The following is a 16,539-nucleotide window of genomic DNA, read 5'->3' as shown; positions in this document are numbered from 1 at the left end:
TCATAGCGGCAGAAGGGGAGGCCGGGCAGGTGGGCGTTTTTTCCCAATGGAAGTCGAATGACATAGCCTTTCGCCAGCGACATCTCAGCTTGCGCAAGGCGTTGTTGACCGTGCTTCTCGCACTGGGATGCATGCTGGTCATGATCAGTGTGACGACCTTGGGTGCCTTGTCGGCGTATAACGATGCCCATGACGCAGCCCGACACCGGCAGGAGTCGATGGAACTCATGGTCGAGGTGCATCGCGAGGTGGATCTTCTCAGTCGTCTGGTGTCCTCGTACGTGACGACGGCGAATCCACGCTATCTGATCTACTACTACGACATCCTGGCCATCCGCGAAGGCAGCAAGCCGCCGTTGCAAGGTGTTTCGGCGACCTACTGGGAGGAGGTCGTCAGCGGCATGCGCAGCTACGTTCCGCCGCCGCCCGGGCAGGGCGATCCATTGGTTCAGCGGGGGAGCCGACTGGGTTTCGATGCGGCTGAGCAGGCCATCCTGCAGCGGGTGTTCCAAATTACCGATGAAATGAAAGAGGTCGAGCAGGTTGCTTTTGCTGCAACGCAGGGCTTGTACGATCCGGTCAAAAGGGAAATGGTCTCGGAGGCCGAGCCGCAAACTGAGTTTGCCAACACCTTGCTGCACGAGCCGTATTACCTTAAACATCGTGCCGACCTGGCGATTGCGGTTGCCGAATTGTCGGCACAAGTGGATCAACGGACCAAGGTGGCGCTGGTGCATGCGGGGGAGACCCTCTGGCTTTGGATCATCATTGCCTTGATGCTGCTCGTCTGGGCAGTTTTCGTATTGATCTTCGGTTACTACTACCTGAAGCGAAACCTGCTGGCGCCGCTGACCTCGCTTCACCAGACGGCGCTCGCCCTTGCCGAGAAATCGTATGGACAACGTGTCGGCGACATTCATGGCGTCGAGGAGGTGCATGCGCTGGCGACGACCATCGACAGCATGGCAACGGCCATCGAGGCTGACCTCGCGCAGCGCGAACTCGTGCAGCGTGCCTTGCGCCAGGCGAGGGCACGGGCAGAGGTGGCCGCCGAGACCAAGGCTATTTTCCTGGCCAACATGAGCCATGAAATCAGGACCCCCATGAATGCCATCATCGGCATGGCCTATCTGGCGCTGAAATCAGGGTTGCCGGCACGCCAGCACGATTATGTCTCCAAGATACACGTGGCGGCCAAGTCGTTACTGGGCATCCTGAACGATATTCTCGACTATTCGAAGATCGAGGCGGGCAAGGTGGCGCTCGAAGCGGTGCGTTTCGACCTTGAAGAGGTTGTGCAGAATGCCTTGCTCATGGTGCAGGAAAAGGTGGAGGAGAAGGGGCTGGAGCTGATTCTTGATTTTCAGCCTTCGCCAACCTTGAGTTGTCTGGTTGGCGATCCGTTACGCTTGGGGCAGGTGCTGATCAACCTGTTGAGCAATGCCGTGAAATTCACGGAGCAAGGCCATGTGCGACTGCGGATTGTCGAGACGACAAATGACGCTTCCCGGGCAGTTGTGGCATTTTACGTCGAGGATACCGGTATTGGCATGACCCGCGAACAGCAGGGACGCTTGTTCAGCGACTTTACCCAGGCCGATGGATCGACTACCAGAAAGTACGGCGGAACGGGCCTTGGTTTGGCTATTTCCCGGCGGCTGGTACTTGCGATGAGCGGCGACTTGCAGGTTGAGAGCGCTTTTGGCGTGGGGAGTACTTTCCGTTTTACCGTCGAGGTTCCGGTTGTTTCCGACGACGTTACGGATAGGGGGCGCCAGCAGGCGCTGCCGGTTCGTCGCGCATTGGTGGTGGACGATTATCCGGCAGCCAGAGAGTCGATGGTCAAGTTGCTTTGCGGGATGGGGTGTTCCGATGTGGATAGTGTCGGGAGCGGCGAGGATGCCTTGCTGCGCTTTATGGATAGCGGGAATGAATCCGGGGGCTACGATTTGCTGATTGTGGACTGGTTGCTGCCGGATATGACTGGTGGTGAGTTGATCAAACGCTTGTCTTCCACAGCCGCTGGCTTGCCCGACCGCGTCATTGTCGTTTCGTCGACCGATCCGGCGCTCATGCGGCAGGAGGCAGTCCAGGATGGGATAACCGAGGTGGTCCAGAAGCCGTTGATGCCCGCCCAATTGACCAGAATATGTTGCGAGGCGGTAGAAGTGGTTCGCCGGGATGCGCCCTCGCATCCCCTGCCGCGGCGTATGGCACGTGTTCTGGAAGGTATGAATGTCCTGCTCGTGGAGGATAACGTCATGAGCCAGGAGGTTGCCTGCGAAATGCTGCGCGACTGGGGGGCGCACGTTGAGCTCGCCAACAATGGGCAGGAGGCGCTCGATTGCGTTGCAGCGAATGCGCCGGAACATTTTGCGGTCGTTCTCATGGATATCGAGATGCCGGTCATGGACGGTCGGGAGGCAACGCTACGTCTGCGCGGGGACAGTCGTTATGCCGATCTGCCCATCATTGCCATGACGGCTCATGTGGTTGGCCATGGCATGAATGACAATTTGGCGCAGGGGGTGTCAGCCTATATTGCGAAGCCATTCGAGCCCGAGGTCTTGCTCACCATGCTTCAGCGTCTCTGGCATGGAATTGAAACCAACGGGACTTCGGCGCCACGCCTGCCCGAGGATGGCGATGCACTTTTCGTGCAGGCATTGAAGGGCATCGCTGCCATCGATGCCGGGATTCTGCTGCGCCGCTTTGCCGGGCGTACCCCTTTCCTGAAAAGGGCATTGCGCCAGTTCGCCGATGATTACCAGAACTGGCTCGAGTCCATCGAAGTAAACCTTGCCCAAGGAGCGGTGGATGTCGCACGGCGTCAGGTGCATACGCTGAAAGGACTGGCCGGTACGTTTGCGATGACTTCGCTTCAATCGGCGCTTGTCGTTCTGGAGTCAGCCTTGATCGAGGGGGGCGGAGTTGATGCAGAACTTGGCGAGGTCCGGGCTCACTTATCGGCATTGCTCCCGATGCTGAAGGGCTTGTCCGTTGCGCACGGCGAGATGCCGGATGGTGAAGCCGAGCCGGTCGAGTCGGTCCTTGGCCGCCTGCGCAAGCAGTTGCACGAAGGAGATGGCGAAACAGAGGAATTGTGGCGTCATAACAAGGGGCGCCTGGCGGTGTTGTTCAATCCACGCCAAGTTGCCGCAATAGATTACGCCATCGGGCAATGGAATTTTGCCGAGGCGCTGGATATTCTCGATTGCTTCGAGCGGAAAAGCGGAGGTGCGCTGTGAGCGACGAACGGGCAAACATACTGGTCATCGACGATACACCGGGCAATCTCGGCCTGTTGAATCAACTGTTGCGTACCCAGTATCGCGTCAAGCTGGCCAATAGCGGTGCGCGAGGGCTTGAACTGGCCGCGATGTCGCGACCAGATCTGATTCTTCTCGACATCATGATGCCGGAAATGGATGGCTATGAAGTTATCCGCAACCTGAAGGCCGATCCAGCCACCAGCAAGGTACCCGTTATATTCCTGACGGCAAAGTCGGGTGCCGAGGACGAGGAGCAGGGATTGGCCATGGGGGCTGTCGATTTCATTCACAAACCGATCGCACCATCGGTCGTTCTGGCGCGGGTGCGAACCCATCTACAAATCCGGAACTGGCAAATTTTTCTTGAAGACAAAAGCGCTTGGCTGGAGAAGGAGATCGAGGCGCGAGTCAGTGAGGTTTTTCGTTTGCAGGAGGCGACCATCAGGGTGATGGTGTCGCTGGCGGAATTTCGTGACGAATGCACCGGCAACCACATTCGACGCACGCAGGATTACGTTCGTCTGCTGGCCGAATACCTGAGCCGCCAGCCTCGCGATAGCGCCTTTCTGGGGCGCGACCAGATTGATCGCATCGCCAAGGCTTCCCCGTTGCACGATATCGGGAAGATCGCGATACCAGATCACATTTTGCTCAAGCCAGGCCGCCATACGCCCGAAGAGTTCGACATCATGAAAACCCACAGCGTCAAGGGCGAAAGCATGCTGCAGCGCTCCTTGCGGGAAATGGGCGGAGAGAACGAAATGCTGGTGTTTGCCTGCCAGATCGCACGCAGCCACCATGAGCGCTGGGACGGCAGCGGATATCCTGATGGTCTGGCCGGTGAGGCTATCCCGCTGGCAGCTCGGCTGATGGCGGTGGCCGACGTTTACGATGCGCTGCGCTCGCGGCGCCCTTACAAAAAGGAATTTAGCCACGCGGAGGCCGTGGAAATCGTCATTCAGGGGCGCGGCAGTCACTTCGATCCCTTGCTGGTAGAGGCTTTTCTCGCGCTGGAGAGCGTTTTCGCGGAAATTGCCATTAAACTGGCGGACGAGTAATTTGTCATGACAAGAGTGCCCGCAGTGAATATGCCGAATCGTATCCTTGGAAGGGTGGCCGCCTTCGTTTTCATCGCGCACGCCGCTCCTGCTCTGGCTGTTGACCTTACGTGGTCGGGATTTGGAACGCTGGGCTATGCGCAGTCCGATCAATCGGTCAATTACCAGCGTTTCATTGACGAAAAAGGAACGTTCAAGCGCGACAGCATCTTTGGTGCGCAAGTTGATGCACGCTTTTCGCAGCAATGGGGGGCAACCGTTCAGGCCAAGGCGGCTCCTTCAGATCATTCCGACACGCAATGGCAGGCCTCGGTTGCCTGGGCCTTTGTTTCCTGGCGGCCGAGTGACGATTGGCTGATCCGGGCCGGCAAGCTGCGACTGCCATTTATGCTCAATACCGAAAATGCCGATGTCGGAGCGACATACGACTTCGTGCGGCTGCCGCTCGAGGTGTATTCGATTGCCCCGACAACCGACGTGATCGGTGTCAGTGTCAGCAAGACCTGGTTTGGAGAGCAGCTGGATTGGACCGCCGAAGGCTACTCGGGGAAGGCAAGCACGTACTGGCGCTATTACGGACGGGACCGAACGATCGACTCTACTTCGCCGGGCAGCTGGTTCTTGCCTGTGGACATGAAAAGTACCGGATTGGTCCTGACGGCACGTAATCTGGAGCACGTTTTCCGCATCGGCTACCACGAGGGCGAGGCATCCCGCCCGGGGGAAAAGACCGGTGCCGGCTTCGATCTCGGAACTTGCCCCGGTGCCCCCGTCCCGGGGTGTTACAACCTTTCCAGCGGTGGCGTTGATCATTTGCGGGTGCCTATCTTGACTTTGGGCGCCAGTGTGACGCTCCCGGAGCGTTTTAAGGTGACCGGGGAATTTGGCAAGGCCAGGATCGAAAGCGCCAGTCGCGGTTTGAGTCGATGGGGGGCGTACCTGAGCGTGTCGAAGCGCATGGGCGCCTGGACGCCATACGCTTACTACGCCAAGGTGAAGTCATCGGGAGAGGCGCTGGATTTGTATCAGCGCATCAACGGAAATGCGTTGAACGTTGCGGCGCCATGGCGAGGCTATCAACGGGTTCTTGCCGATATTACGGTTCCCTATGATCAGACGACCTTGGCGCTGGGAACCTCTTTTTGGGTGACGGCGAAAAGTGTGCTCAAGGCCGAGTGGTCGCGGATCGATACGCAGGTGGCATCCAGCTTTGTGGACGCTCCGGTAGGTGGGGAAAGCGGCAACCGGCATATCAACGTGCTTTCGCTGTCGTATAGCTTTACCTTCTAGCCCATGAGCCTGCGCTTCCTTTTCCTCGCGAGCAGCTTGCTTCTGCCGGGGCCGGCCGTTATCGCCGGGGAGGAGGTTCTGGTTATCGGACATTCGGCATTGCCGAAAACAGACAAATTCACCGTGCAGCGTCTCTATACCGGGCGTGCCGTCAGTATCGGGCAACAGCAGGTGCTTCCCGTCAACTTGCCGGCCGGCAATTCGGTGCGTGAGGATTTCTTGCTGACTTGCATGGAGCAGAGCGAAGAGCAGTACACCGGGTACTGGCTGGTTCGGCGTTATGTCGGCAAGGGTGCGCCGCCCCCAGAGGTGGGTAGCGTTGATGAGGTGATCAAGTACGTCCAGGCGACGCCTGGGGCGATCGGCTATGTTCCTGTTTCGAAATTGCCGCGTGGCGCCAATGTGATTTTTCGGCGTTGATGTGCTTGCGTGATGCTGGCTTTTTTTGCAAGGCGTGCTAATCTGAAAGCGTGCAAGGTGTGCAGCAAACTTGCATGTGATGGTAGTACCCGCTGCGCTGCTGGAGATTCTATGGCAGTTTTCGCAGGGAATATTTCTTGAGATTACCGAGTAGCACTCCTTGACGGCGAATAGCCGTAATGCCCCGGCCGAAAGAGCAGGGGCTGCAGTAACCGAAGCCCGTGCCTGAAAAGCATGGGCTTCACGTTTTTTGGGATCAACGAATGCAGATACAGCGTCACGGCACGACACGCCGTTACTCCGACAGCGTGGTGCACAATGAAACCGTCTATCTGGTCGAGGTGCCCTCGAACCCCGAGGGCGATATTGCCGAGCAGACACGCAATGTGCTGTCCAGCGTGGAGCGCCTGCTTGCCCAGGCCGGAAGCGCCCGGGACCGCCTGCTGATGGTCACGATTTATCTGGCGGACATGGCCGATTACGATGTGATGAACGCCATCTGGGATGACTGGATACCGGCAGGCTGTGCCCCAACCCGTGCTTGCGTCCAGGCTCGTCTGGCCAATCCGGATTGGCGCCTGGAACTGGTTGTGACCGCAGCGACATGAATACTTTCATTCCGGACGATCCTCGCCTGGCCTTGATCGCGGAAAGTTACGGTCGCCTGCTCGGGCGGCCGCTGGTCGACTCCGGCCGGGAGATCGCATTGGCCTTGTGGGAGGCGCCGCGCGTCATCGTCGCGCATGGCACGCAGGACGACCCGGTGTTTTTCTACGGCAACCGGCTTGCCTTGCAGGCCTTCGAGATGGATTTCGCCACTTTTGCGCAGCTTCCCTCGCGTTATTCGGCCGAACCGCTGGCGCGTGAAGAGCGTGCCCGCCTGCTGGAGCGCGTTGCCCGCGATGGCTTCATCGATGACTACGCCGGTATACGTATTTCCGCCAACGGGAATCGTTTTCGTATCGCACAGGCAGAAGTCTGGAATCTGGTGGATGCCGCCGGCGTCATCCACGGGCAAGCGGCAAGCTTCGCGCACTGGCAGCCGTTGCCATAAAAATCGGCGGCTCAGTCCGCCAGTTCCGCATCGCTATCGCAGCCTTTGCCGGCGGCGATGCTGCGGGCAAAAAAGCGGCGAGCCATGTTTTGGGTCCAGGCGGGCAGCGGCAGGTAGTGCTCCGGGTGCTTCAGCAAACCGCAGACGTAGCGCACGTCGTTTGCCGACCATTCCAGCGCCGGGCATGGGCCGCGCCGTTTGAGGAAGCGAAGGATCGCCAGCGGGCAGGTCTCCAACGCGCAGCATACGCCGCAGCCGTTGCAGGCGGCTCCGATGGCTGGCTTGGCTGGGGCTTTGGCGTGCAGTTCGATGATCCGCGCTTTCATGCAGTGTAATGAACCACGTTCCACGGAAATGATCAAACGCCTACCCCTGTCCTGAAAGGAGTTTGCGATGAAGAAACTGTTGTGCGGATTGCTGGCTGCCGTGTTTTCCATGTCCAGCCTGAGTGCGCTAGCCTGCCCCGGCGACAAGGCCAAGGACGAAAAACAGATGAGTACGCCGAGCAAGCCGAAGGCCTGAGCGATTTACCATTCCAAAAAGGCGGCAGAGGCCGCCTTTTTACTTTCTGCGGCTACTCAGGAAAAGCTCGGGGTCGACCGGGGTGTTGTTGAGGATCACCGCCCAATGCAGGTGTGGTCCGGTCACTCGGCCGGTGGCGCCGATGGTGCCGAGTTGTTCCCCGCGCCTGATCGTCTGACCAGGCCGCACGTCGATGCGCGACAGGTGCATGTAGGCGGTGATCAGCCCCTGGCCGTGGTCTAGGAAAACCGTATTGCCGTTGAAGAAGTAATCGCCGGTATTGGCGACGACCGCATCGCTTGGGGCATGGACTGGCGTTCCGCTGCCAGCGGCGACGTCGAGTCCGGCGTGCGGATTGCGCGGCTGTCCGTTGAAGATACGGCGCAGGCCGAATCGCGATGACAGCGGGCCGGGCGACGGCTGGTCGAGCGCGGTGTCCGGGGTGGTCTCCGAAAAGCGTTTCTTCACCACCTCGGTGATCTTTTGCTCGCGCTCGATGCGGGCCAGGTCTTCCGGCGACGGCTCGACCTTGCGCTTGTCCTTGATGGTCAGGCGTTGTTCGGGGTAGTTCCTGATGCCGATGGCGATCGTTTTGGGCTCGGTGATGCCCGCTTTGCTGACCCGGATTTCCAGTTCGCCGGGCAGGGTGTCGAGCGGGATGCCGAGCAGGGCAAACCAGCGCCCCTGCTCCTTGACCACGGCCAGACCCTGATCGCCCCAGCGCGCAGTCGGCGCGGCCTGGTTGGCCGGGCCAAGGTCGATGACGGCGACGCCGCCGGGAACAGGGGCGTGTTGCGGCAGGGCAAAAACATTCAAGGTGCTGGCCAGCAGCAGTAGCGGGGCGAATCGTTTCATGTCGGGGTTCGGTGGGCTGGCAGGCCCCGGTCGATATTACCGACCGGAAGCACGCTGCAGCATCGGGTGGCGCGAGCGGACAGCCGGGCTACAGGCTGGCGGCCTTGAAGGTGTTGCACTGGTTCATGTCGCCGCTGTCGAAACCGCGCTTGAACCAGCGGACGCGCTGTTCGGAGGTGCCGTGGGTGAAGCTTTCCGGCACGATGCGGCCTTGAGCCTGTTGCTGCAGGCGGTCGTCGCCGATGGCCGTGGCGGCAGTCAGCGCGGCTTCCAGGTCACCGGGTTCGAGCACCTTTTTCATCGTGTCGGTGCGCTTGCCCCAGACGCCGGCCAGGCAGTCGGCCTGCAGTTCCATGCGCACGGAGAGGGCGTTGCCTTCGGCCTTGCCTGCCTGCTGGCGGGCACGATGGACCTTGTCGGCGATGCCGAGCAGGTTCTGGATGTGATGGCCGACCTCGTGGGCGACGACATAGGCTTGGGCGAATTCGCCGGGGGCGTGGAAGCGCTCCTTCAGTTCCCGGTAGAAGGCAAGGTCGATATAGACCTTGTGGTCGCCAGGGCAGTAGAACGGACCCATGGCGGTCTGGCCGGTACCGCAGGCGGTTGGCGTGGCGCCGGTGAACAGCACCAGCTTGGGCGCCTCGTAGCGCTGCCCGTTCTGGCGAAAGGTCTCGGTCCACACATCTTCGGTCGAGGCCAGCACCTTGGAGACGAAACGGGCCGATTCGTCGTTGGCCGGCGGTTTGTGCGCGGCCGGTGCCTGCTGGTGGGCGATCGGCGTCTGCTCGATGATGCCGAGCAGGGTCATCGGGTTGATGCCGGTAAAGTAGCTGACGACCAGCGCCAGGATGACGCCACCGATGCCGACCCCGCCCACGCCAACGCCGCCGCCACCCCGGCGGTCTTCGATGTTGTCGCTTTCGCGGTAGTCGTCCATGCGCATGGCGGTTTCCTTTTATCGGTACAGATTGATTGCGTCGCGGGTTTCCTGTGCCACCCGGCGGGCGGCAGCGGCATATCCCTCGTCCTTGCCGGCGTACAGAATGGCACGCGAAGAGCTGATCATCAAGCCGGTGCCATCGGCGGTGCGTCCGGCCCGCACGGTAGCCTCGATGTCGCCGCCCTGGGCGCCGATGCCGGGAATGAGCAGCGGCAGGTCGCCGACGATGGCGCGTACGCGGGCGATTTCTGCCGGGAAGGTGGCGCCGACGACCAGCGCGCATTGGCCGGTGGTGTTCCACTCCTCGGCAACCAGCCGGGCGACGCGCTCGTAGAGTTTCTCGCCGTCGCCGACATCAAGGAATTGCAGGTCCGAACCGCCGGGATTGGAGGTGCGGCAAAGCAGGATGACACCCTTGTCGGGGTAGGCAAGGTAAGGGGCGGCCGAATCGCGGCCCATGTAGGGGCTGGCGGTGATGGCGTCGGCCTTGAAGCGGCCAAAGGCTTCGAGGGCGTACTGTTCGGCGGTGGAGCCGATGTCGCCGCGCTTGGAGTCGAGAATGACCGGGATGCCGGGATGTTTTTCGTGGATATGGGCGATCAGCGCTTCCAGTTGGTCTTCGGCGCGACGGGCGCCGAAGTAGGCAATCTGGGGCTTGAAGGCGCAGACCAGATCGGCCGTGGCATCGACGATGGCGGCACAGAATTCGAAGATCGCGTCATCGCGGCCCTTCAGGTGAGCCGGGAACTTCGCCGGATCCGGGTCGAGGCCGACGCAGAGCAGGGAGTTGTTCTTTTGCCAGGCGGCTTTCAGTTGGTTGATAAAGCTCATGCGGAATCTTTCGGGAGATAACGGGAAAACTTGTCGGGCAGCAGGCAGGTTTGCAGGCTGCGCTGGGTGAAAATGAAGCGGCCGTCGCAGACGAAGCCGAGTTGCTGCCAGTCGACCTCCTTGTTCAGCATCATCGTGCACTCGATCAGGTCGCGGCGCTGCATGCGCCGGTTGTTGGTGAACAAGGCCAGGATGGAGCCGTCGAAGGCATGGCAATCGTGCAGGAAAAAGGGCTCGGGGCGGCGCGTCCGGCCATTGACGTAGATGCGCGGCAGTTCGTTGATCGGAAAATGGCGGCCCCATTGCCACCAGTTGCTTTCGTCGAACAGGCGCACGCGGCGGGCGAGCAGTTCGTCCTTGTGCTTGTCGAGGTGCGGATGCTTGATGCCGTACAGCATGCGGCGGGTTTCGCCGGTGTCGGCCGTCTTCGAATAGACGAACTCCATGTTGCCCTTGGGGTGGGCGAAAAGGTGGTCAGCACCGGAGACGGCGCCGACCTTGACGGTGAAGACGTCGGCAAAGCGCACGCCATGATCGTCGCGCAGGAACATCAACTGGCCGTCGACCTCGGTGAAGATGCGGCCGTCGGCCATGTGCCGGTCGAGGCGCCCCTTCTCGAAGCGGAAGATGGCGCAGTTGGGGGTCGCCCCGTCAAAGACGCGGACATCGCCAGTCTCGAAGAAATGCGTGATGCTGCCCTGCTGGTACAGCCAGGCATTGAGCTTCTTGGCGGCGGTCAGCTTGATGAATTCGCGCGGCACGATGAAGACCAGCTCGCCGCCCGGCTTCAGATGGCGGACGGCCTTCTCGATGAAGAACAGGAAGAGGTTGCTGCGCGCATCGAACAACTCGGACTTCAGGCGCTTCTTGGTGCCGGCCGCAACGTCCTGGTAGCGCACGTAAGGCGGGTTACCGACAATGGTGTCGAACTGCTCGCTGAGCGGATAGGCGAAAAAGTCGCGTACCTCGGCCCCTTCCGGGGCTACGCGTCGATCGATCTCGATGCCGACGACGTCGGCGCCGCGCTGGCGCAGTGTTCGGAAAAAAGCACCATCACCGGCCGACGGCTCGAGAAAGCGGCCATTGTTCCGGCACAGGTCGAGCATGAAGGCCACCACGTTGGGCGGCGTGAACACTTGGCCGAGTTGTGCGACGTTGCGATTCATGCTTTCCCGGGCGGCTGGTCCGTGGCTGCGGTGCGTTGCTCGCGGGTCTTTTTTTCCCAGTAACGCGCGTTCTTGCTCTCGTCGGCAAAGCGGAAGCGGCCGGCCAGTTCGCAGCCTTTCATGCCCGGATTGCACGGCAGGTTGTTCACCTTCGTGCATCGATCATTGATTTCGTGCGGACAGCCCCAACTGCCGGCCATGTCAGGCCTCCTGCCGGGCCGTCCCAAGGGCGGCCTGCGCCTCCTTTGGGGGCGGCGAACATGGCGAGCTTGGGGGCTGTTGCATCAGCCGGCCTTGCCCCACGAGTCCTTGAGCGTGACGGCGCGGTTGAAGACCGGGGCACCGGGCCGCGAATCGACGCGGTCGGCGGCGAAGTAGCCGTGGCGCTCGAACTGGAAGCGCTGCTCGGGCAGGGCATCCTTCAGGCTCGGCTCCAGCTGGGCGGTGATGAGGGTCTTCGAGGCCGGGTTCAGGTCGTCGAGGAAATTGCGCTCCACTTCCGGGGCATCGCCCTCGCGGCGGGCGCCGGGGGCGGGGACGCTGAACAGGCGGTCGTAGAGGCGGATTTCGGCCGGGTAGGCGTGCGCCGCCGACACCCAGTGCAGGTTGCCCTTGACCTTGACGCTGTCGGCGCCCGGCGTGCCGGACTTGGTATCGGGCAGGTAGGTGCAATGCACGGCGACGACCTTGCCGTTCTCATCCTTGTCGCAGCCGGTGCATTCGACGATGTAGCCGTACTTCAGGCGTGCCTTGTTGCCCGGGAAGAGGCGACGGAAACCCTTTTCCGGCACTTCCTGAAAGTCCTCGGCTTCGATCCACAGCTCGCGGCCGAAGGGCATGATGCGCGTGCCGAGTTCCGGGTGCAGCGGATGGTTGGTGACCGTGCAATCCTCGAACTGGCCTTCCGGGTAATTGTCGATGATCAGCTTGAGCGGATCGAGCACGGCGACGCGGCGCTCGTCCGATTCATTCATGACCTCGCGCATGGCGTCCTCGAACAGCACGTAGTCGATCAGCGAATCGTTCTTGGAGACGCCGATGCGGTCGGCGAACAGGCGGAAGCCTTCGGCCGAGTAGCCACGGCGGCGGGCGCCGACCAGGGTCGGCATGCGCGGGTCGTCCCAGCCTTCGACGTGCTTTTCCTCGACCAGCTGGATCAGCTTGCGCTTGGAGAGCACGACGTAGGTCAGGTTGAGGCGGGAGAACTCGATCTGCTGCGGCAGCGGGCGCTGCAGCAGGCCGCCCTCGGCGAGGCGTTCGAGCAGCCAGTCGTAGAACGGGCGCTGGTCCTCGAACTCCAGCGTGCAGATGGAGTGCGTGATGTTTTCCAGCGCATCCTCGATCGGGTGGGCGAAGGTGTACATCGGATAGACGCACCACTTGTCGCCGGTGTTGTGGTGCGTGGCGTGGCGGATGCGGTAGATGGCCGGGTCGCGCAGGTTGATGTTGGGCGAGGCCATGTCGATCCGGGCGCGCAGGATGTGGGCGCCATCCGGGAATTCGCCGGCCTGCATGCGCTTGAAGAGGTCCATGTTCTCGGCGACGCTGCGGCCGCGGAAGGGCGAATCGGTGCCCGGCTGGGTCAGGGTGCCGCGATTGGCGCGCATTTCGTCGGCCGATTGGCTATCCACATAGGCATGGCCGGCCGAGATCAGGTATTCGGCGAACTGGGCCATCCAGTCAAAATAGTTGGAAGCCTGGTAGAGATTGGTTTCGCCGGCCTGCTCCCAGGAGCATCCCAGCCACTTCACCGAATCGATGATGGCGTCGACGTATTCCTGCTCTTCCTTCTCCGGGTTGGTGTCGTCGAAGCGCAGGTGGCAGCGGCCGCCGTAGGTTTGCGCCAGTCCGAAATTGAGCAGGATGGATTTGGCGTGGCCGAAGTGCAGGTAGCCGTTCGGCTCAGGCGGGAAGCGGGTGCGAATCTTCGCCGGGTCGAGCGGTGCGGCGGCGTGATCGGCGGCGGTGCCGGGGCGGCCTGCCCAATGGCGCTGGGCATGCTTGCCGGCGGCAAGGTCGGCCTCGACGATGTTCTTGATGAAATTGGCGGCAGGTGCCGGGGTGTTGGCGGGCTGGTTGGGGCTGCTCACGGGTTGAACCTCTTTGATTAAGCGCGTTATTTTACCCGTCCAAGGCACTTCAGACAGTAGAATTCAGGAATGTCCTTCCTGCCCCAGCTCTCCGCGCTCAATTTCCTCGCCGTCGGCCTCGGTGCCGCGCTCGGCGCGTGGACGCGCTGGCTCCTCGGACTGTTCCTCAACCCGCTGTTCGTTGCCTTGCCGCTTGGCACGCTGGCTGCCAACCTGCTCGGCGGCTACCTGATTGGCGCTGCGGTCGGCATCTTTCACCTCAACACCCATTTCCCGCTGGCCTGGAAATTGTTCGCCATTACCGGCTTTCTCGGCGGCTTGACCACCTTCTCGACCTTCTCGGCCGAAGTCGTCGAGCGCTTGCTCGCTGGCCAGCTTGCCTGGGCCATCGGCCTGGCCGTGCTGCATCTGGCCGGCTCGCTGACGGCGACCTGGCTGGGTTTGCTGACGGTCGGCGCTACCCGCATTTGGGCTTGATCGCTCGGCGCCCCGCCTGTCACGAAGCTGCAATACAAGATCGGAAAAATACGCGCCTCATTTAACTGAAGCGGGAGAATCACATGCGTACTTTCCTGGCAACCTCTGCCATTGCCCTTGGGCTGACCGGTTGTGCCACCCAGACCCCGGCTTCGCCCGACAAGCCGGTTGCTCCGGCAGCAGCCGCTACGCCGGCTGCGAAGGCGCCGCAGTGCTGGAACGGCGATGCCGGCAAGTTCGAGGAAGTCGGCAGCAAGGCCAGCATTTCCGGTGTCACCGTGGTTTGCGAAAAGACCTCGGATGGCAAGAACGCCCAGTGGATGGGTGTCGGCAAGAAATAAGCCGTAGCGGCGGCTAACGCAGGCGTTTGCCGAAGGCAGCCGACCAGTTGCCCAGATGGCGCTCCACTTCGGCCGTATAGCCCGTGTCTTCGCCTAGTTGGGCGTTGATCTCAGCATGTGTCTTGTCCAGGCGCAGCACCTCGGCCGACGTGTCGAGGCCTCGTGCCTTGGCGACAAACGCTTCCGCCTGCCGGCAGGCATTTGCCCTGCGGCTTGAACAGACGGCCAGCAGCGGGGCGGTGGCCTGGTTCAACTGCTGGTGGGGCGAGGCGGCCAGCCAGGCGGCCGGATCGCTGCCGAAGGCGCGGTCGTACAGCCGCGGATGGCGGCCCTCCATCACGGCTGGCACGTCGAGGGCACCGCTGTCGAGCAGCACCGTGCCGCGCCAGGGACGTGTCCCGGCTTCGTCCTGCAGGTCCGGACGGGCGGCGAGCAGGGCGATCAGGTGCGCCCCGGCCGAGTGTCCCATCAGCACGATATTGCTGCGGTCGATGCCGAGTTTTTCCGCATCCTGCTGGATAGTAGCCAGTGCCTTGGCGACATCCCGGGCCTGTTCGAGAGGGGGCGCCTTGGGCTGCATGCGGTAGTTGATACTGGCGAAGGCGATACCGCGCGGCACCCAGCGCGCTACCTTGTTGTCGACGACGCGTCCCATTTCCTTGTCGCCGAGCCGCCAGGCACCACCATGCACCATCAGGATCAGCGGCGCGTCTTTGCCGAGTGGCGGGGCATAGAGGTCGAAGCGCTGTTCCGGCGCCGGTCCATAGGGTATGTCGCTCCATGTCGGTGGAGTGCCGGCTTGCGCCGGGGCGAATTGTCCGAAGAGAAGGAGTGCGGCGATCAGTCGGAAAGGGGGGGGGCATGGTGAATTCTTGTCGTGGCTCAGGCGATAGCCAACGCCGAGCGCAGGGCATGGGCGCCGGTTGGGGTGAGGAATAGCCCGAGTACGCTGCAGTTGAGCAGTACGGTGAGCCAGAAGATTAGTCGGAACGAAGACTTGGCCGACTTGTGGCGCAGATGGTGCTGGGCCATGAGCGCTCCCGGCCAGCCGCCGATCAGTGCGAGCAGGTGCAGCGTGTTTTCCTGAGTGCGCCAGCGACCTTCGCGAGCGGCCCTTTTGTCGATCCAGTAGGCGCCGAAGGCGACGATGCTGGATGCGGCATAGAGCCAGAGCAGGGGTGTCGGCAGTTTTCCAGACAGTACCGCGACAATCAGGGCGACGAAGAACAGGCTGCAGATGACCATCGGCCAGAAGCCCGGGCGGTTGGCGATAACGGCCTTTTTCCTCCCCGTTCCACGCACGAACGCCACCGCCTCCGCCCTTAGTCGTCCTTTGGCATCGCGCGCAAGTTCATAGGTCACGAGTTCGTCGCCGGCCGGGCGCGACTGGCGCGGTCGAAAAGCCTTGATGTGCAGGAACAGGGCTGCGCCGCCGCCGTTCGGCGTGACGAAGCCGTAGCCCTGCTCATCCTTCCACTGCGTGATTCGTCCCTGGTAGCGCATCCTTGTCCTTGCTGCAGTAGTCCGCTGGCATTTTCGCCGAATCAGACAACGTAGAACAGGATGGCGATGAAATGGGCCAGGCTGCCGGCAATGACGAACAGGTGCCAGATACCGTGCCAGTGGCGGAATTTCTCGTCGAAGGCGAAGAAGACGATGCCTACCGTGTACGCGACGCCGCCTGCTGCCAGCCACAAGAAGCCGGGCAGTCCGAGACTGGCCAGCAGGGGTTCGATTGCCACCAGGACGATCCAGCCCATCACCGCATAAATGACCAGCGACAAGATGCGCGCCTCCGAGCGTGGCTTGATCTCCTGCAGCATGCCGATGGCAGCCAGCGACCAGACGATGCCGAACAGCCACCAGCCCCAGGGGCCACGCAGGCTGATCAGGCAGAACGGGGTATAGCTGCCGGCAATGAGCAGGTAGATCGACAGGTGGTCCAGCTTGCGCAATACCCGCTTAACCCGTCCGCGCACGCTGTGATAGAGGGTCGAAATGCTGTAGAGAAGAACCAGCGTTGCGCCGTACACGGCCATGCTGAATACTTTCCAGCCATCGCCGCTGGCAGCCGCGAGGACTAGCAGCCAGATCGCTCCGCTCAGTGCGAGCAGGGCGCCGAACAGGTGCGTCCAGGCGTTGAAGCGTTCTCCGTGATACATGGCGACTCCATCAGAGCTGATTCGCGATGGCGTTCGCCGGATGCGAAGCCTAACTGATTAC

At 61.7% G+C, this 16,539-nt stretch carries 19 protein-coding genes; 9 read left to right on the top strand and 10 right to left on the bottom strand.

Features of this window, described 5'->3' with window-relative positions; genetic code table 11:
• Nucleotides 1-110: 110 nt before the first annotated feature.
• From AB6Q56_RS13025 to AB6Q56_RS13000, 6 genes are all read left to right on the top strand, one after another.
• Nucleotides 111-3,248 carry a response regulator gene (locus AB6Q56_RS13025; RefSeq protein ID WP_434513597.1) on the top strand — a complete coding sequence of 1,046 codons (3,138 nt, stop codon included), beginning with the start codon at nucleotides 111-113 and terminating at the stop codon, nucleotides 3,246-3,248.
• Nucleotides 3,245-4,330: an HD domain-containing phosphohydrolase gene (locus AB6Q56_RS13020; protein WP_434513596.1), complete on the top strand. Its 1,086-nt coding sequence runs from the start codon at nucleotides 3,245-3,247 to the stop codon at nucleotides 4,328-4,330. The genes AB6Q56_RS13025 and AB6Q56_RS13020 overlap by 4 nt, the downstream gene beginning before the upstream one ends.
• Before the next feature lie 24 nt (nucleotides 4,331-4,354).
• Complete coding sequence (locus tag AB6Q56_RS13015; RefSeq protein WP_434513595.1) at nucleotides 4,355-5,620, top strand: hypothetical protein; 1,266 nt, start codon at nucleotides 4,355-4,357, stop codon at nucleotides 5,618-5,620.
• A 3-nt stretch (nucleotides 5,621-5,623) separates the two neighbouring features.
• Nucleotides 5,624-6,040: a hypothetical protein gene (locus AB6Q56_RS13010; RefSeq protein ID WP_434513594.1), complete on the top strand. Its 417-nt coding sequence runs from the start codon at nucleotides 5,624-5,626 to the stop codon at nucleotides 6,038-6,040.
• A gap of 263 nt (nucleotides 6,041-6,303) precedes the next feature.
• Entirely contained in the window at nucleotides 6,304-6,648 is a 345-nt protein-coding gene (locus AB6Q56_RS13005) for a RidA family protein (protein ID WP_434513593.1), read from the top strand.
• Entirely contained in the window at nucleotides 6,645-7,094 is a 450-nt protein-coding gene (locus AB6Q56_RS13000) for an MEKHLA domain-containing protein (RefSeq protein ID WP_434513592.1), read from the top strand. Before AB6Q56_RS13005 ends, AB6Q56_RS13000 begins: the two co-directional genes overlap by 4 nt.
• A gap of 11 nt (nucleotides 7,095-7,105) precedes the next feature.
• On the opposite strand, the gene AB6Q56_RS12995 is transcribed toward AB6Q56_RS13000, so the two are convergent.
• Nucleotides 7,106-7,420 (bottom strand): hypothetical protein, encoded by a 315-nt coding sequence (locus AB6Q56_RS12995; RefSeq protein ID WP_434513591.1) that lies wholly within the window; start codon nucleotides 7,418-7,420, stop codon nucleotides 7,106-7,108.
• 67 nt (nucleotides 7,421-7,487) lie between these two features.
• On the opposite strand from AB6Q56_RS12995, the gene AB6Q56_RS12990 reads away from it, so the two are divergent.
• Entirely contained in the window at nucleotides 7,488-7,616 is a 129-nt protein-coding gene (locus tag AB6Q56_RS12990) for a hypothetical protein (RefSeq protein ID WP_434513590.1), read from the top strand.
• A 39-nt stretch (nucleotides 7,617-7,655) separates the two neighbouring features.
• Here AB6Q56_RS12990 and AB6Q56_RS12985 read toward each other — a convergent pair whose 3' ends face one another.
• The 6 genes from AB6Q56_RS12985 to AB6Q56_RS12960 all read right to left on the bottom strand — a co-directional run bounded on the left by AB6Q56_RS12985 (nucleotide 7,656) and on the right by AB6Q56_RS12960 (nucleotide 13,498).
• Nucleotides 7,656-8,471 (bottom strand): peptidoglycan DD-metalloendopeptidase family protein, encoded by an 816-nt coding sequence (locus AB6Q56_RS12985; protein WP_434513589.1) that lies wholly within the window; start codon nucleotides 8,469-8,471, stop codon nucleotides 7,656-7,658.
• An 88-nt stretch (nucleotides 8,472-8,559) separates the two neighbouring features.
• Nucleotides 8,560-9,414, bottom strand: a complete 855-nt coding sequence (gene ypfJ / locus AB6Q56_RS12980) for a KPN_02809 family neutral zinc metallopeptidase (RefSeq protein ID WP_434513588.1) — start codon at nucleotides 9,412-9,414, stop codon at nucleotides 8,560-8,562.
• Between the two features lie 12 nt (nucleotides 9,415-9,426).
• Nucleotides 9,427-10,242 (bottom strand): orotidine-5'-phosphate decarboxylase, encoded by an 816-nt coding sequence (gene pyrF / locus AB6Q56_RS12975; protein WP_434513587.1) that lies wholly within the window; start codon nucleotides 10,240-10,242, stop codon nucleotides 9,427-9,429.
• Nucleotides 10,239-11,408, bottom strand: a complete 1,170-nt coding sequence (locus tag AB6Q56_RS12970) for an Eco57I restriction-modification methylase domain-containing protein (RefSeq protein WP_434513586.1) — start codon at nucleotides 11,406-11,408, stop codon at nucleotides 10,239-10,241. Before AB6Q56_RS12970 ends, pyrF begins: the two co-directional genes overlap by 4 nt.
• Entirely contained in the window at nucleotides 11,405-11,608 is a 204-nt protein-coding gene (locus AB6Q56_RS12965) for a hypothetical protein (protein WP_434513585.1), read from the bottom strand. Before AB6Q56_RS12965 ends, AB6Q56_RS12970 begins: the two co-directional genes overlap by 4 nt.
• An 84-nt stretch (nucleotides 11,609-11,692) precedes the next feature.
• Nucleotides 11,693-13,498 carry a glutamine--tRNA ligase/YqeY domain fusion protein gene (locus AB6Q56_RS12960; RefSeq protein WP_434513584.1) on the bottom strand — a complete coding sequence of 602 codons (1,806 nt, stop codon included), beginning with the start codon at nucleotides 13,496-13,498 and terminating at the stop codon, nucleotides 11,693-11,695.
• Nucleotides 13,499-13,567: 69 nt separating this feature from the next.
• Between AB6Q56_RS12960 and crcB the strand changes: the two genes are divergently transcribed.
• Together crcB and AB6Q56_RS12950 are read left to right on the top strand one after the other, a co-directional pair.
• On the top strand, nucleotides 13,568-13,975 hold the full coding sequence (gene crcB, locus AB6Q56_RS12955; protein WP_434513583.1) for a fluoride efflux transporter CrcB: 408 nt from the start codon (nucleotides 13,568-13,570) through the stop codon (nucleotides 13,973-13,975).
• A gap of 83 nt (nucleotides 13,976-14,058) precedes the next feature.
• Nucleotides 14,059-14,316, top strand: a complete 258-nt coding sequence (locus AB6Q56_RS12950; RefSeq protein ID WP_434513582.1) for a hypothetical protein — start codon at nucleotides 14,059-14,061, stop codon at nucleotides 14,314-14,316.
• 13 nt (nucleotides 14,317-14,329) lie between these two features.
• On the opposite strand, the gene AB6Q56_RS12945 is transcribed toward AB6Q56_RS12950, so the two are convergent.
• The 3 genes from AB6Q56_RS12945 to trhA form a co-directional block, all read right to left on the bottom strand.
• Nucleotides 14,330-15,010, bottom strand: coding sequence for an alpha/beta hydrolase (locus AB6Q56_RS12945; protein ID WP_434513581.1), 681 nt, complete (start codon nucleotides 15,008-15,010; stop codon nucleotides 14,330-14,332).
• A gap of 188 nt (nucleotides 15,011-15,198) precedes the next feature.
• Nucleotides 15,199-15,819, bottom strand: coding sequence for a DUF1294 domain-containing protein (locus tag AB6Q56_RS12940; RefSeq protein ID WP_434513580.1), 621 nt, complete (start codon nucleotides 15,817-15,819; stop codon nucleotides 15,199-15,201).
• Between the two features lie 41 nt (nucleotides 15,820-15,860).
• Nucleotides 15,861-16,478, bottom strand: coding sequence for a PAQR family membrane homeostasis protein TrhA (trhA, locus tag AB6Q56_RS12935; protein ID WP_434513579.1), 618 nt, complete (start codon nucleotides 16,476-16,478; stop codon nucleotides 15,861-15,863).
• Nucleotides 16,479-16,539: the final 61 nt, after the last annotated feature.

This window comes from Dechloromonas sp. ARDL1 (genome assembly GCF_051122455.1).
In the GTDB taxonomy this organism is placed as follows: Bacteria; Pseudomonadota; Gammaproteobacteria; order Burkholderiales; family Rhodocyclaceae; genus Azonexus.
This window is presented reverse-complemented; position numbering and strand designations above follow the sequence as displayed.

Bases quoted from the DNA above. Each gene is read 5' to 3' on its own strand.
- AB6Q56_RS13010 (WP_434513594.1), top strand. From the start codon at position 5,624: ATGAGCCTGCGCTTCCTTTTCCTCGCGAGCAGCTTGCTTCTGCCGGGG.
- AB6Q56_RS13005 (WP_434513593.1), top strand. From the start codon at position 6,304: ATGCAGATACAGCGTCACGGCACGACACGCCGTTACTCCGACAGCGTG.
- AB6Q56_RS13000 (WP_434513592.1), top strand. From the start codon at position 6,645: ATGAATACTTTCATTCCGGACGATCCTCGCCTGGCCTTGATCGCGGAA.
- AB6Q56_RS12995 (WP_434513591.1), bottom strand. From the start codon at position 7,420: ATGAAAGCGCGGATCATCGAACTGCACGCCAAAGCCCCAGCCAAGCCA.
- AB6Q56_RS12990 (WP_434513590.1), top strand. From the start codon at position 7,488: ATGAAGAAACTGTTGTGCGGATTGCTGGCTGCCGTGTTTTCCATGTCC.
- AB6Q56_RS12985 (WP_434513589.1), bottom strand. From the start codon at position 8,471: ATGAAACGATTCGCCCCGCTACTGCTGCTGGCCAGCACCTTGAATGTT.
- ypfJ (WP_434513588.1), bottom strand. From the start codon at position 9,414: ATGCGCATGGACGACTACCGCGAAAGCGACAACATCGAAGACCGCCGG.
- pyrF (WP_434513587.1), bottom strand. From the start codon at position 10,242: ATGAGCTTTATCAACCAACTGAAAGCCGCCTGGCAAAAGAACAACTCC.
- AB6Q56_RS12970 (WP_434513586.1), bottom strand. From the start codon at position 11,408: ATGAATCGCAACGTCGCACAACTCGGCCAAGTGTTCACGCCGCCCAAC.
- AB6Q56_RS12965 (WP_434513585.1), bottom strand. From the start codon at position 11,608: ATGGCCGGCAGTTGGGGCTGTCCGCACGAAATCAATGATCGATGCACG.
- crcB (WP_434513583.1), top strand. From the start codon at position 13,568: ATGTCCTTCCTGCCCCAGCTCTCCGCGCTCAATTTCCTCGCCGTCGGC.
- AB6Q56_RS12950 (WP_434513582.1), top strand. From the start codon at position 14,059: ATGCGTACTTTCCTGGCAACCTCTGCCATTGCCCTTGGGCTGACCGGT.
- AB6Q56_RS12945 (WP_434513581.1), bottom strand. From the start codon at position 15,010: ATGGTGCATGGTGGTGCCTGGCGGCTCGGCGACAAGGAAATGGGACGC.
- AB6Q56_RS12940 (WP_434513580.1), bottom strand. From the start codon at position 15,819: ATGCGCTACCAGGGACGAATCACGCAGTGGAAGGATGAGCAGGGCTAC.
- trhA (WP_434513579.1), bottom strand. From the start codon at position 16,478: ATGTATCACGGAGAACGCTTCAACGCCTGGACGCACCTGTTCGGCGCC.